Here is a 14,526-nt window from a genome sequence, read left to right on the forward strand (position 1 = left end):
CATCTGCCTCCTGTTATTTTAGTTTTTCTCCTAATCCAAACCATATGAGAAAAGCATGATCTGCTCTCTTCACCATCTCTTGATATAAAAACCCCGTTCGATCACGCCACTCCCGGTCTGATCTTTCGAGAGGAACGATTCCTTTTGTCGTATCGGTTCCAATCAAGATAACCATGCGACTGCTTCTTCTCTTTTCCCAACGCAAGATTTCTTCCAATTTTTCGAAAGCATTGGTCGGCTCATGTTCTTTTACAATGTATTCCAGATTCTCTACTACTAGTGTGCTAGTATCTGGAGTAGAGATCTTTTCACTAGCCACATCTATCCATGTCACTTCATTCACTGTTTCTAGAAGTGTTTTCCTTACCCATTCACCTTTGCCGTTATAAGCTCCGCCTGTAACAAAGTCCACGTTTGACCCCTCCCTTGTTTCATCTGAAGATGATAGCCCTCTCCAGGCTGAGCGTTCCAATTCCAGATGGATTTTGAGTCCCGTTCGAGCCAATGCATAAGCTCTCGTAGTACCCCTCCATGGGTGATGACAGCTGTACTTTTCCAATCTTGATGCTCGACTAATTCGGAGAAAAAACAAAGGAGCCAATGTTCAATCCTTGCCCGGAACACTTGATACCGCTCTCCTCCCGGAGGTGCCGTCGAAGCAGGTGCTGATACCCACTTCCGATATAAGACATTGTTTTTTAGGTCTTCGTACGTGTGCCTTTCCCAATCCCCAAAGTGAATTTCACGAAGCAACTGCGTTTTCCTTACTTTCTTCTCAGGAAATAGTTTGGCTGCGGTGTCGACACACCGGACTAAATCGCTTGTCCAAACCATATCAACGTTAGGGATGAGGAGGCGAGTGGTGTTTAAAGCTTCCACCCCCTCCGGGTGAAGAGGAAGATCACTCCATCCGATATACTGTGTTCTTATATTTCCTTCTGTTAGCCCATGACGAATAAGGTAGACATCCACAACACGATCCATAAAAAAGTTTCGCCTCCTTCTACTGATGCCCCGAGCACATCTCCAGTCATTCCGCCAAAAGACTGGAGGGCTATTGAACGACTCGTCGTGTAAAGACCCCCTGCAGCAAGAAATAAAAGGGCAAGCTTATACAGAAGGTCTAGGTCAATCAGGGCCGCTGCAGCTCCCAAAACGACGAAATTAACTAAATTTGCCCATAGCACTCCTTTTGAAAAAGCTGAGGCAAACCAATGACTCAGTCCATTTTCTTTTGCTAACGGTGTCCAAGAAAAATGAAAGACAAGCAGCAACCGGGCTAGAAATGGGATGGCTAGCACCCCGAACGCAAACGTTGAAAAAGAAACGTTTAGTGTTTCATAAATAAAGATAAACCTTAGGAAAAGAAGTCCGATGACAGAAAGAACCCCAAACGCGCCTGTCCGGGGATCTTCCATAATGGCAAGCCTCTTTTCCTTTGGTTGATAGGAAAAATACGCATCGCTTGTATCCATCCACCCATCTAAATGAATGCCTCCGCTTCCGATGATACTTAATGCCATCGTGAGCCCCGCTGCACCAAACGTAGACATTTCCGTATATTCAAGGAAAAACCAAGTGAACATAAAAGGGAAAAGACCTATCATTATCCCCACCCATGGCAAGCTGATGATTGCTCCTCTAAGCTGCTTTTGTTCCATAGGAATTTCCCGTTTGACTGGGAATACCGAGAAGAATTGAATAGCTAAAACGAATCCCTGTATGTATGGTTTCATTCCTCCCTCACTCCGTCGTCAATAAGATTAAGTAAAGCACTTGTGTCTACTTCGCTCTCAAACATTTCAGCCAGCTGATCGTAAGGATCCTTTTTTGATAAACGAGCAGTAGGTATAGGAATGTCTTTTTTGACTCTTAATCGATTGAGCCATGCTGTTCGGAATTGTTCATTGTGAAAGACATGATGGAGGTGAGTACCAATAATCCTCCCTTCATCAAGGACAGTTCCTTCCTCTCCATTATTAAGAGAGAACAAAGGGATAAGATTTTCCTTCCCCCTCTTCATGTCACCAAGATGAATTTCATAGCCTTCTACTTTACTAGACGGGAAGCCGCTCTTTGAATGAACAACACCTTTGATTCGATAAGTCTTCTTTACCTTTTGAAAAATAGTTGTGATCGGAAATATACCCATTCCGCTAATCACTTTATCTCCTTCAATCAATTGTTCGGTAAGCACCTGATAGCCCCCACAAACTCCTGCAATCGTTCCGCCTTTTCGAATATAAGTAAGCAGCTTTTCTTCAATTCCGCGATTCCTTATTTCCTCTAAATCTTCTATCGTACTTCTCGTACCAGGCAGGATCACAGCATCTGGTGCACCTAATTCTTCTTTTCGATATACATATCGGATGCTTACATCTTCCTCCTGATAAAACGGATCGACATCTGTAAAGTTTGATAGATACGGAAATACAACCACAGCAATGTCTAAGGCGTTGGCTGCTGAAGAAACTTTGTCTGCCCTGATGGACAACGAATCCTCCGCCTCAATTTCATGAGCCGTATAGGGTAAAACACCAAGCACGGGGATTCCTGTGTACTTTTCCAGCCAATCGACTCCATCGATAAACAACTCGGGGTCGCCACGGAATTTATTAATAAGAATCCCTTTTACTCTCTTTCGATGAAAATCCGGCAAGAGCTCCAGGGTCCCAACAATCGATGCGAATACGCCGCCTCGATCGATATCCGCAACGAGTAGGACAGGCACATCTGCAATATCTGCGACCGCCATGTTCACAAGCTCCCTGTCATTCAAGTTCACTTCAACCGGACTCCCTGCTCCTTCGATGATCGTAAAGTCAAACTGTTTTTCTAATAAGGCAAGACTTTCTGCAATGGCTTGTTTTCCTGTCTCATAGAAATGCGTCCGGTATCCACTCCCGGAGAACGCCTCAATTGATTTCCCCAGGCAGATGACTTCTGATGTCTGATCATTTTTCGGCTTTAACAGAATGGGATTCATTTCCGGAACAGCAATCGTTTTACACGCTTCCGCCTGGACCCCCTGCGCCCGTCCGATTTCTGTTCCAAATTCTGTCACATACGAGTTGTTAGACATGTTTTGTGACTTGAAGGGGGCCACACAATATCCTTTATTAGTAAGCCAACGGCAAATGGCAGTGACCACTAAACTTTTCCCGACGTTCGATGCCGTTCCCTGGATCATGATTCCTTTCATAGAATTCTTCCTTTCTTTACTTGCGGATAGCCAAACTCCATTTTCACGACACGATCGGCTTTTTTTACGAGTTGCTGATGAAGCTTGCCCATCAACTTCAGGTACTCCTTTATCACTGCTTCATAACCCATAGCATCCGAAAACAGATCATTTGATACTAAAATGAGATGTGCGGCGCTCTGCATCATTTCCTCGACCTCTGTAACCATTCGGTTAATGAGTTCATCAATAGTGTCTGTCTCTACTCTCTCCATCCATTCATTCGTGGCCCACGTTGTCACACAATCAAGCAGGACCGTTGTATCTTTTGGTAGTTTGATAATGGAAGGACGAGTAGGATACTCAAAGACGACCCATTGCTTCGGGGCATTCTTTCGTGCTATCTGATGCTTCAATATCCGTTCATTCATTTCTTCATCTGTATTGACGCTCGTCGCTATGTAATAAAGAGGGTCCCTAGTTGATTGTGCAGCCAGCTTTTCAGCAAATGTACTTTTTCCACTACGTACTCCACCGATGATTAAGGTGAACATAGAAACCTCCACCTTTGAAGCGCGGATAAGAGTCGTTCGTTTTCTTCTCTCCGTTTAATCGCTACCCGCACAAACCTTCCTTCTAGAGATAAAAAATTGTAGGTATGCCTTACGATCACACCTCGCCTAAGCAAAAATCCAATCATTGCTTTTGTATCTTCATGAAAGGGATCTTTCATTAAAAAGTAATTCGTTTGTGTCGTAATAGGCCGATACCCCAGTTCTTTAAGCTTGGTAAATAAGGAACGCTTCTCAACAGAAATCGCTTCTGCGGTCTGCTGTTGGAAACGAGATTTACCTAAACAATAAAGTCCCGCCTCTTCTGCAAAAGAATTGACACTCCAGGTCGGTTGGTACATTTTCATCCGCTTAATTAGAGAAGGCTCACCCACCGCATACCCGAGACGCAGTCCAGGAATTGCAAACATTTTTGTCAGGGAACGAAGGAGAATAACATTTGAATTCTCAATAACATGTGGAGAATAAAATGGAACGTCGGCCACGAAATCGTAAAACGCCTCATCAATTACAACCACTACTTCTTTTTCTTTACATTGACGGATGAGATCCTGTAAGATATGCGGTTTGTATACGGCGCCTGTCGGGTTATTCGGATGACAAAGAAAAAGAACGTCAATCAAATCGAGAAATGGCCTATAATTCGAAGGATTTAAATCAAACTGATGCTCCTCCTCTAACATGATCGGATAAATCTTGCATCCATAGGCGTCACATGCCTTTTGATACTCAGAAAATGTAGGCTGTACAATACCTACACGCTGGCCCTGCCAAAGTTGGGCCAATAGGTAAATCATTTCGGATGCGCCGTTTCCGACTAGTACCTGGTTTTGAGTTACTTCATGTTGTTTAGCTAGTCTCTGATGCAAACGTTCACTGTCTGGATCAGGGTAATTGTGAATCTTTTCGAGGCTTTTTTCTAAATGGGACCTCAAACCATCCGGGGAACCCAATGGATTGGTATTCACACTGAAATCAACCACAGAGGCTGGTTGCTCTGCACTCATTTCTTTATAAAGCTTAATCGGATTCGCTCCATGTGAAGGCCAGTTCAATTCCCATCCCTCCTAAACAAAGTAATAAAATCCATATCCAGACCGTTTTAGATAAAAGATGATTCACCTTTTCAATATCGTACGCCATCGGTGCTCGCAAGGCGTTTCCAATCGTCGGGCGTTCTGATCTTTCACCAAAATAGTAATTGATCCCACCTAACTGTACACCAAGGACTAGAGCCGCTGCAGCTTCTCCCCAGCCACTGTTTGGGCTTGGGTGTCGGCGGGCCTGTATGGGGAGTTCCCGAAGCAGCTTTTGTTTTTCTTTTAAAGAAATAGAGGAAACGATAATCATCACAAGTGATGTTAACCTGCTTGGAATTAAATTGAAGAGGTCATCTAATTTGGCAGAGATGAATCCAAACTCCTCATAGCGTGCATTTTTGTAACCTACCATTGAATCGCATGTGTTTACGGCTCGATAAGCCATAGCAAGAGGGGCGCCTCCAATCAACGCAAAAAATAGTGGAGCGGTTACACCATCGCTAATGTTCTCCGCTACTGTTTCCACCGTTCCACGGGCTATCCCGGCCTCTTCTAAATGATCGGTATCGCGCCCAACGATGTAGGATAGGTGCTTTCTAGCACTCGGAAAGTCTCGCTCCTTTAATGGACGATAAACATCCATTGAAGCTTGACGAAGTCCTTTTTCAGCGATGGTCGTCCAAATCAGTACAGCTTCTAAACCAATCGCTACATAGTAATTCCAAGCGGAGAGCAGCTCAACTAGTCCAAAACTGATGAAAAAACTGAGACCAATGACGAGTACCCCCATCAACCCCCCTTTGATTTTTCTGCCTCTGCCTTGATTCCAAGCTTTTTCACAAACAGATATCAGCTTGCCCATCCCTATCACTGGATGAGGCATTCCTTTTGGATCCCCAAATAACCAGTCTAGTCCGTACGCTACCGTAATTGCGATCAGATGAGACACCATCAGTTCTCACCTCTTCGTATTAAATAGCGTTCGATTGCCAACTTTGTTGTTTCAAATACCGCTTTACCTAACTTCCTCCCTAAAGGAGAAATGGGACCTCCATATTCTAATCTCTCTCCTTCCTGAGTGCTTGCGATTAATATACTATCCGTGGATGTTCCGGTCGCGAGCGTCCCAGATATGGCATCCCGGATATTAAGCTCCATCATTGCTTTTACCTTAGCTTCTGTTACTGTGATCACCGATTGCACGTAAGCTTGCTCTGACAATTCACCGTCTACGAAAATCCATGTGTTGATCGTGCCTGGTACAGCGTGTTGAAAATGCTGATTTGCGTGAATCACATCCACGGCATTGCTTGTACCTGCGGTCACTACGACGAGCACTCGGAATCCATCATCCTCTTTGACTTTAAAACAGACGTCTTCGACCATTGCCGCCGTCATCATTCCTACCGTTTCGCAGGTCTGAAATCCTTGTTCATCCGCATAGTTTTTCACATACATAACAGGATCCTCACAATTAAACGAATGGTCAACATGGAGGTTAATAAAATCACGATACCACCCGAAACCTGGGTGCAATACCGCAGATGAATAACATTTCAAGGGGCGTGGACTTTTGTAATGAATTCGATCGGAGCAAATATCAAGATAACTCGGATCTACACTCGCTTTTTCTAATCTTTCTGTAAAACTAGGAACGACATTCGTTAGTGGTTTCGAGAAATAAGGATGGGCATGCACGTTTATGCTCGACTGGTAAACCTCAGATAACTGGGTCTCTTCTAATACTTTTTCCGGAGTATGTAACGCTCTGACGCGCCCCTCCTCTAAAAGTAGCAGGCGATCACAATAGAGGCTGGCTAGATTCAAATCATGGAAGATGGCAATGACAGTCAGACCTTCTTGAATCGATCTCTCCTTTAAACCGTCTAAAATAGTCTTTTGGTAACTGAAATCCAAATGATTGGTCGGCTCATCGAGCAACAGAATCTGAGGCTGTTGGGCCAGTGCCTGGGCGAGGAATACCCTCTGTCGCTCCCCACCGCTTAAAGAAAGCAGCGATTTATGACGAAACCTCTTAACTCCCGTTTGTTCCATCACCTCATCCACAATCTTGTAATCCTCGTCCGTCCACTGCTTAATAATCCCTTTTTGATACGGATAACGTCCCATTAAAACTGTCTGCTCAACCGGGAAAGAGAAAGAGAGTGTGTGATGTTGAGGAAGGACAGCCATCTCCTTCGCTCTTTGCTTTGGAGTTAAATCTACAGCCGGACGCCCTTCAATCCTTATTTCTCCTTTTATATTAGATAAAGTTTGATTTAGGGCTTTTAAGAGAGTTGTCTTCCCACTGCCGTTAGGGCCAAGAATTCCAAACATTTCTCCTTTTTGAACAGTGAAAGAAACATCTTTTAAAACATCCGTCTCATACCCGGCGTATAGCTGATTGACCTCAATCATGCGGATCGTCCTCCTCTTCGTCTTCTCACTAAAATAAGAGCAAACATAGGGGCTCCAATTAAGGCTGTGACTACTCCGATCGGCAACTCTGATGGAGAAACAATTGTACGAGCAAACAGATCGGCTAAAATCAAAAACGCACTGCCGTTTACAACACAGAGCGGAATTAAATGGCGGTGGTCACTGCCGAAAAGCTTTCTACAAATATGTGGAATAACAAGTCCGACAAATCCGATGGTCCCAGAAACAGCGACTGAGGCACCTGTCAAAATCGATGCCGCAATTAAAACGATATACTTCTGACGCTCTACATGGACACCTAACTGCTTCGCGCGCTCTTCTCCAAAAGTCATCGCATTCAATTCCTGCCCCGAAACCAGCAAGAGAAGAATCCCCATTATAAAAAAAGGGAGCATCAAATAAACATAGTCCCAGCCACGCATTCCTACACTGCCTAACAGCCAGTTCACAATTTGTCTAAGCTCTTCTCCTGTCAATGCAATCATTAACGAGATCAGTGATCCCAAGAAAGAACTGAAGATGATTCCTGTTAAGATAATCGTCATCATCGACATGGAACGATCGACCAATCTAGTAAAGCCAACAACAAGAAATATCGTTGTAATAGCTGCTATGATACTAACAACTGGTAAGGTAAATCCCCCTGCAAAGGGTAGAGTGATTCCTAAAAAAAGCACCGCAACTGCTCCGACAGAAGCACCCGAAGAAACTCCTAACGTATAAGGATCGGCCAGCGGGTTTTTCAAAAGGCCTTGAAATGCGGCCCCCGCTATGGCCAACGCCCCCCCGACGAGCGCAGCCAAAATCACTCTAGGCAGGCGGATATTCAGGATGATCGCCTTCTGCATTTCATCGATACCTTCTGTCATATGTAGAAAAGGAAGCAATTGCTCGCCTATAATACGAGCAATCACATCAAAAGAAATAGCTACGCTTCCTATTGATGTTCCTAAAAAGATACAAAACACTAAAAATAACAAGCTAGCACTATATTGAAATGGTTTATTCACTGAAAACTTCTGGATATATTGCTTTACCAAGTTCATTTACCCCTTCAACTAAGCGAGGTCCGGGACGTGTGACAAGATCCGAATGGACATCATAAACCTGTTCCTTTTCAATCGCGGGCACAGAACCCCAACCTTCACGAGACAGCACTTTTTCTTTCGGATTCTCTGTATAATAGCCATACGTAGTTATGATAACTTCTGGCTGTAACTCTACAATCGCCTCGTTATTCATTTTGAACCAGCCCTCCTGGTCACCAACCACGTTATTCGCGTTGATGGCTTGAAGCATTTCGTTTAAAAACGTTCCCTTTCCTCCACTATAGATTTCAGGAGCAGGCGATACTTCGATAAAAACGTCTTTCTTGTCTTCTTCAGCTATTCCACTGGCTTTCTCTTTGATCGCTTCTAAATCTTCTTTCATGCCAGTTACAATTTTTTCTGCTTTCTCAGAAGCTCCCGTAACCTTACCAATCGTTTGAATGCTCTCATACACTGCTTCAAAAGACGTAGCTTCCTGAACAACAAACACCTTTATTCCAGCATCACGAATCTGCTCTAAGGCTTGTTCAGAATTGTGCGCTCCTGATGCATGAGCAAGCACTAAATCAGGCTCTAAGGAAAGGATCTTCTCTACATTTAGATCCTGTCCGCCAATCTTCTCTTTTTGAGTAGCTTCCTCAGGATAATTTGCATAATCACTTACACCTACAATCTCTTCAGATAGGCCTAGTGTAAAAAGAATCTCCCCATTACTCGGGATTGTGCTAATGATCTTCTCAGGTTCTTTTTCAAAAGTCACCTCTTGATCTAACGCATCGGTTGCAGTAAATGGATAAGACGTACCTGTTTGTTCTCCACTATTTGCTTGTTCTGTCTGGCCTTGGGAATCTTCACTTGTAGATCCAGCTCCCTCATCCCCCCCAGAAGTACAGCCAGTTAATAAGCCGATAACAAGAAATAAGGATAATAAATTTTTCCAAAGATGGTTCATTCGTAAACCCTCCTTTTGTTTTTGAACACACAAAAAAACACATCTTTAGATAAAAAGATGTGTACCATCATGAGACCACTATGTATAAAAAGGACTCCTGATCTTCCCGACACACCTCCCTATCCGCGTAGGTTACATTGGTGTAAAAAGCAGGTAGGTCTCCTGACTTCAGATCTTCGCTTCCTTGCTCCTTCCCATGCGTACTAAGCACAGTGGACCGGCAAAGTTACTCCCTGTCACAGTGGCGGGACCGTGTTGGATTTGCACCAACTTCCCTTTTAAGCCATTGAAATAATTCAATCGCGCCTACTTTTCCAATATGTAATTACTTTTCATTGTAAACGAAAGTGAATGAAATTGCTCACTTTTTCTGAAAATTTGTCTGGAAATTTTAATTAGATTGAAGAAATTATTTATCAGTTAAGTCTCCTTATCCAGAATCCTCAGTTTCGATACTTTAGTGTTAGTGATGGTGGATGGGAGATCGACCCGCTTTCCGTGGGCATGCGCTGCGCCTCCTCATGCTAAGTCTTCCAGGGTCTCACCTAGCATGTTCATCCCACAGTAGTGTCTCCGTTTTTCCTCCACACTACGATATAAAGTCACTCGATCTCTTGACTCCCAAAGTAATGAAGATATTGGTAATATCAGACAAGAAATCGCGCACACTAAAAGAGATAACTAAATAGAAGGAGGAACGATCGTGGATAAAAGTGACTCTCTTGCTTACACAACGATTGCTATGAACGAACTCGGCTACAGCCGCCGGGAGATTGAAAGCATTACGAATAAAATGCTCGAAATCCTTGAAAAGCTCCCTGAACAAGAAGCAGAAAATCAAGCGGATGAAATCTTATACGATTCCTCTGAACCATCTTAACCTATGGATATTTCTTTCCAGGAAACACGATTCGTGTTACAAATAGTGGGTGAATGGGAAGAGTATAGTGGACCATAAAAAAGGAGGAGTGTGACAGATGAATCAAGCACAATTTGATAAGGTCAAAAGTGGAAACGGATTTATCGCAGCCTTAGACCAGAGTGGTGGTAGCACGCCTAAAGCCTTAGCTGCTTATGGAGTGCCAGAGGATTCCTATTCCGGTGAAGACGAAATGTTCGATCTTGTCCACCAGATGCGTACAAGAATCATCACGTCCCCGTCTTTCAATTCCGATCAGATTCTCGGTGCCATTCTATTTGAGCAAACGATGGACCGTGAAATTGAAGGGCAATATACAGCGGACTACCTTGCCGATAAAGGGGTCGTGCCTTTTCTGAAAGTGGATAAAGGGCTCGCCGAACAAGAAAATGGCGTGCAGCTCATGAAACCGATCCATGATTTAGATGAGACTCTTAGACGTGCGAATGACCGAAACATTTTCGGAACTAAAATGCGGTCGGTTATCCACGAGCCGAACGAAAAAGGTATCAAAGATGTCGTTGACCAGCAATTCGATATCGGAAAACGAATTATTGAAGCCGGCTTAGTTCCGATCATTGAACCAGAAGTCAATATTCACAGTGAAAACAAAGAAAAATGTGAGGAGATTCTAAAACAAGAAATCCTCGATCACTTGAATAATCTTTCCGATGATCAAAATGTGATGCTGAAGCTCACGATCCCTACGAAGCCGAATCAGTATAGAGAACTGATCGATCATCCTCATGTGGTTCGTGTAGTTGCTCTTTCCGGAGGCTATTCTCGTGAAGAAGCCAACGAAAAGCTTAAAGAGAACGACGGTCTGATTGCAAGTTTCTCCCGCGCACTTGCCGGAGATCTAAACGCTAATCAGTCTGACGAAGAGTTTAACGCAACGCTGAAGAATGCGGTAGACTCCATTCACGATGCATCTGTGAATAAAAAATGATCCCTGAATGATGAAAGGGGGCCGTTATTAAACGGCCCCCTTTCAAACGCAAGAGGTTAACTTCCTATCTAAGGCGATTGATAATTTAACAAACGAAGAGCAGCCTTATGACACATCAGCTTGTAGTCGTGATGCAGGTCATCCTCTCCCCTCATCAACCACTGGATTAGACTGCCGTCGATCATACTGCGAATGCTTTTAGCTGATTGATCAACATCCTCAACATGAAATACTCCCTCTTCAATACCCCTGGTTATAATTTCTTTACCGATTTCCCAGCAATTTTTATAAAACTGTAAATTAATTTCTCGATAGCGTTCCACATTTTTGGCTTGGGAAAGAAAATCTAAATAAACACGGTAAAAGGTTTTATTTTCCTTTGGACCAATAAATACTTGCTCCATATAAGCTTCCAATTTCTCCACGGCTGTATCCCTTTTTGTAATGGATGCCGCTTCCTTCTCATATATTTTCATGGTTGTCCATTCTAGAAGGTTCGCGAACACATCTACTTTATTTTTAAAATAATAATTAGTGACACCTTTACTGACTTCGGCATAGTCAGCTATATCTTGCAAGGTCACAGCATTATAGCCTTTTTCTGAAACAGCCTCAAAGGCTGCCTTTAATATTTGTTCGCGTCTCTGCTCTGCTTTTTTAACCATTAGATACCCTCCACATCCATATCTAGGCTTATTATACATAATCGTCACCCTTGTGTGAAACTATTATTTTGACCGGACAGAATGAAAATATTGACCAGTCAGAATAAAAATATTATGATGCAAGAGAAGATAGATAGGAAAGGAGACAAAATCAAATGGTAGAAAAATTTAAAGCTCTTATGGTCAACAAGTCAGAGGAAAAGTTTTCTGTCCAAGTTGAGGATTTATCATTCGATGATTTGCCAGAGGGTGATGTTACAATCCAAGTTCATTATTCCAGTGTAAACTATAAAGACGGACTTGCAAGTACACCGAATGGAAAGATCGTCCAATCCTATCCTTTTGTGCCAGGCATAGATCTTGCCGGAACCGTCGTTTCTTCTGACGATACACGCTATCAAGAAGGCGATAAGGTAATTGTCACAAGCTATGAGTTAGGAGTCTCACACTTTGGTGGCTTTAGTGAATATGCCCGTGTACCCGGAGATTGGGTGGTCCCTTTACCGGAAGGATTGACCTTAAAAGAGGCAATGGCTTTTGGTACAGCCGGCTTCACTGCAGCGCTATCTGTTCATAAACTTGAACAAAGCGGGGTAAAACCAGAAGATGGAACGGTTCTAGTTTCCGGCGCCACAGGCGGTGTAGGCAGCATGGCTGTTTCTATGCTTGCGAAAAACGGCTACCACGTGACAGCAAGTACAGGAAAAGAATCAGAGCATAATTATTTGAGAGATTTAGGAGCTAAAGAAATCATCTCAAGAGAGGAGTTATCTCCTGAAAAATTACGTCCCCTTAGCAAACAGCGTTGGGCGGGAGCCGTCGACCCTGTTGGAGGAAAAACATTAGCAACTATTTTAAGTGAAACCCAGTATGGAGGATCCGTTGCAGTCAGCGGGCTGACCGCAGGTGTAAATGTTCCGACCACCGTCTTTCCTTTTATCCTTCGTAGTGTTAATCTTTTAGGAATTGATTCTGTGTACTGCCCTATGGACGTGAGAAAAACGCTTTGGAACCGACTGGCGGATGACCTGAAGCCAGATTCTATGGGTGACATCATGAATGAAGTGACTCTTGAAGAGTTGCCAGATATCCTATCTGCAATTTTAGAAGGTAAAGTCCGAGGAAGAACGATTGTAAAGCTTTCTGAAGAAACTGCGTGAAGTAAAAAATATAATTAATAAATGATCCCCCGAATAAATGTGCGCCGTTATTCGGGGGATCTTCTATATAATAATTAAATGGAAAAACCACTTTCTATAGGAAGTGGTTTTGTTACAGCAATTATTCTTCTTCTGAAGGAAGTAAAATGATCTTACCTAATTTCCCTGAATCTTTAAAATAAGTTTGAGCTTCTTTTGCTTCTTCAAGAGGATACGTACGGTCTATTACTGGTTTGATTTTTCCATTAGAAATAGCATCAAGCATCTTTTGGAACTCTTCTCTTGTTCCTAACACAGAGCCAAACAGAGTAATATGCTTTAAATATAAGGTTCTAAAATCGAGTTGCGTTTTTTGACCTCCAGCAGATCCAGAGATGCAATATTTGCCCCCTTTTTTTAATGCCTGGAGCAAGGTTGAGAAAAGAGCGTCCCCTACCACATCTAAAACAGAATCGATCGGACCCTCGTTCACCTTCAATAGGTCCTCAGCGAGATCATCTGTTTTATAAGATAATACGTGCGTGGCTCCTAAATCCTTCATCTTCTCTTCAAGAGCCATATCCCCTACAATCGCAATAACCGTTGCCCCGAACACTTTGGATGCGATTTGGACATTTAATGAACCCACTCCGCCATTCGCACCTGTGACGACAATCGTTTCGCCTTGCTTAGCTTGAATCTGTTCAACCATGTGCCAGGCTGTCAGCCCGCTTACTGTAAATGCTGCACTTTCCTTATAAGTGGACAGCGGCATGTCATAACAAAGTTCCGACGGCCATACGACGTATTCTGCATAACCCCCATCATATTCAGATCCGATAAAAGACATATCCTCTGAAATATGCTCAAGACCATTCTCACCGCTGGACGTGAAAGGAAATAAGACGACATCTTTACCTTTCATAGCCTCAGGTACATTCGTCCCGACATCTACGACCTCCCCTGTGATATCGGAACCAGGAGTTCTAGGGAATTGAACACCTTCTGGGCGCCAACCTGATTTTCCTCCCTGGCCGTAAGCCCCTTCTCTCATCCAGATTTCCGTATTGTTAATTCCACAGGCCTTTACCTTAACAAGAACTTCGCCTTCTTTAGGAGTTGGTACTGGTATATCCACTACCTCTAATTTATCCACGCCTCCGTATCCGGTAACTTGTACTGCTTTCATTCCTATCTTCTCCTTTCCAATCCATAGAGGACTCTTCCATCGTTGGTCTTTACAAAGAAAAGCTCTTATTCATTTTAGTATGGCTAACTTTATTTCATATAAGCAAAGACCATCTAAATAGAGGAATCTTTTACAAATCCTGAACCAACGCCTTTAGTTATTTCTATTCGTTTGTACCTATTATCTCTAAACTAAGCTTTTTATACAATAACCAACAGCATAGTAAAGTACATTTCCTTTATAAAAAATAAGAGGATGGCTATTTCCTTCCTCTTATTTACATATTTTTATTAGTTATAATTCAGCCTCAATACTCCCTTTAACTCTTCATTTTACAATCACTATGACTCATTAATGGACGGTATTAAAGATCCTGCGTATTTATTAAGCGCTTACAACACCGTAATAATATGTTACGATTATCCATAACAA

Annotated in this window: 15 protein-coding genes and 1 riboswitch; of the genes, 3 read left to right on the forward strand and 12 right to left on the reverse strand. The window is 43.0% G+C overall.

What is annotated here, in order from left to right; all coding sequences use genetic code 11:
• Window positions 1–13: 13 nt before the first annotated feature.
• From HM131_RS17685 to HM131_RS17730, 10 genes are read right to left on the reverse strand one after another with little or no spacing between them, the layout of a single operon-like run.
• Window positions 14–412: a bifunctional adenosylcobinamide kinase/adenosylcobinamide-phosphate guanylyltransferase gene (locus HM131_RS17685; protein WP_198162671.1), complete on the reverse strand. Its 399-nt coding sequence runs from the start codon at window positions 410–412 to the stop codon at window positions 14–16.
• On the reverse strand, window positions 364–984 hold the full coding sequence (locus HM131_RS17690; protein ID WP_085031015.1) for a histidine phosphatase family protein: 621 nt from the start codon (window positions 982–984) through the stop codon (window positions 364–366). The genes HM131_RS17685 and HM131_RS17690 overlap by 49 nt, the downstream gene beginning before the upstream one ends.
• Window positions 942–1,736, reverse strand: coding sequence for an adenosylcobinamide-GDP ribazoletransferase (locus HM131_RS17695; RefSeq protein WP_085031016.1), 795 nt, complete (start codon window positions 1,734–1,736; stop codon window positions 942–944). Before HM131_RS17695 ends, HM131_RS17690 begins: the two co-directional genes overlap by 43 nt.
• Window positions 1,733–3,202, reverse strand: coding sequence for a cobyric acid synthase (locus HM131_RS17700; RefSeq protein ID WP_085031017.1), 1,470 nt, complete (start codon window positions 3,200–3,202; stop codon window positions 1,733–1,735). Before HM131_RS17700 ends, HM131_RS17695 begins: the two co-directional genes overlap by 4 nt.
• Window positions 3,199–3,735, reverse strand: a complete 537-nt coding sequence (locus tag HM131_RS17705) for a bifunctional adenosylcobinamide kinase/adenosylcobinamide-phosphate guanylyltransferase (RefSeq protein ID WP_085031018.1) — start codon at window positions 3,733–3,735, stop codon at window positions 3,199–3,201. Before HM131_RS17705 ends, HM131_RS17700 begins: the two co-directional genes overlap by 4 nt.
• Window positions 3,723–4,808: a threonine-phosphate decarboxylase CobD gene (gene cobD / locus HM131_RS17710; protein ID WP_085031019.1), complete on the reverse strand. Its 1,086-nt coding sequence runs from the start codon at window positions 4,806–4,808 to the stop codon at window positions 3,723–3,725. The genes HM131_RS17705 and cobD overlap by 13 nt, the downstream gene beginning before the upstream one ends.
• Complete coding sequence (cbiB, locus tag HM131_RS17715; protein ID WP_085032099.1) at window positions 4,774–5,742, reverse strand: adenosylcobinamide-phosphate synthase CbiB; 969 nt, start codon at window positions 5,740–5,742, stop codon at window positions 4,774–4,776. The genes cobD and cbiB overlap by 35 nt, the downstream gene beginning before the upstream one ends.
• A gap of 2 nt (window positions 5,743–5,744) precedes the next feature.
• A complete protein-coding gene (locus HM131_RS17720; RefSeq protein ID WP_085031020.1) occupies window positions 5,745–7,211 on the reverse strand; it encodes an adenosylcobinamide amidohydrolase in 1,467 nt (488 codons plus the stop codon).
• Window positions 7,208–8,272, reverse strand: a complete 1,065-nt coding sequence (locus HM131_RS17725; RefSeq protein ID WP_085031021.1) for a FecCD family ABC transporter permease — start codon at window positions 8,270–8,272, stop codon at window positions 7,208–7,210. Before HM131_RS17725 ends, HM131_RS17720 begins: the two co-directional genes overlap by 4 nt.
• The gene (locus tag HM131_RS17730; RefSeq protein WP_085031022.1) at window positions 8,235–9,233 is read right to left on the reverse strand and encodes an ABC transporter substrate-binding protein; all 999 of its coding nucleotides are present in this window, start codon (window positions 9,231–9,233) and stop codon (window positions 8,235–8,237) included. The genes HM131_RS17725 and HM131_RS17730 overlap by 38 nt, the downstream gene beginning before the upstream one ends.
• Before the next feature lie 135 nt (window positions 9,234–9,368).
• Window positions 9,369–9,558: riboswitch (cobalamin riboswitch) on the reverse strand.
• 378 nt (window positions 9,559–9,936) lie between these two features.
• Between HM131_RS17730 and HM131_RS20810 the strand changes: the two genes are divergently transcribed.
• Together HM131_RS20810 and HM131_RS17735 are read left to right on the forward strand one after the other, a co-directional pair.
• On the forward strand, window positions 9,937–10,113 hold the full coding sequence (locus HM131_RS20810) for a hypothetical protein (protein ID WP_157130861.1): 177 nt from the start codon (window positions 9,937–9,939) through the stop codon (window positions 10,111–10,113).
• A 97-nt stretch (window positions 10,114–10,210) separates the two neighbouring features.
• Window positions 10,211–11,101 (forward strand): fructose bisphosphate aldolase, encoded by an 891-nt coding sequence (locus tag HM131_RS17735; RefSeq protein WP_085031023.1) that lies wholly within the window; start codon window positions 10,211–10,213, stop codon window positions 11,099–11,101.
• Between the two features lie 68 nt (window positions 11,102–11,169).
• On the opposite strand, the gene HM131_RS17740 is transcribed toward HM131_RS17735, so the two are convergent.
• A complete protein-coding gene (locus tag HM131_RS17740) occupies window positions 11,170–11,766 on the reverse strand; it encodes a TetR/AcrR family transcriptional regulator (protein ID WP_085031024.1) in 597 nt (198 codons plus the stop codon).
• Between the two features lie 155 nt (window positions 11,767–11,921).
• Between HM131_RS17740 and HM131_RS17745 the strand changes: the two genes are divergently transcribed.
• On the forward strand, window positions 11,922–12,926 hold the full coding sequence (locus HM131_RS17745; RefSeq protein WP_085031025.1) for an NADPH:quinone oxidoreductase family protein: 1,005 nt from the start codon (window positions 11,922–11,924) through the stop codon (window positions 12,924–12,926).
• A 121-nt stretch (window positions 12,927–13,047) separates the two neighbouring features.
• On the opposite strand, the gene HM131_RS17750 is transcribed toward HM131_RS17745, so the two are convergent.
• Window positions 13,048–14,094, reverse strand: coding sequence for a zinc-binding dehydrogenase (locus tag HM131_RS17750; RefSeq protein ID WP_085031026.1), 1,047 nt, complete (start codon window positions 14,092–14,094; stop codon window positions 13,048–13,050).
• Between the last annotated feature and the right edge of the window lie 432 nt (window positions 14,095–14,526).

This window comes from Halobacillus mangrovi (genome assembly GCF_002097535.1).
Classification (GTDB): domain Bacteria; phylum Bacillota; class Bacilli; order Bacillales; family Halobacillaceae; genus Halobacillus; species Halobacillus mangrovi_A.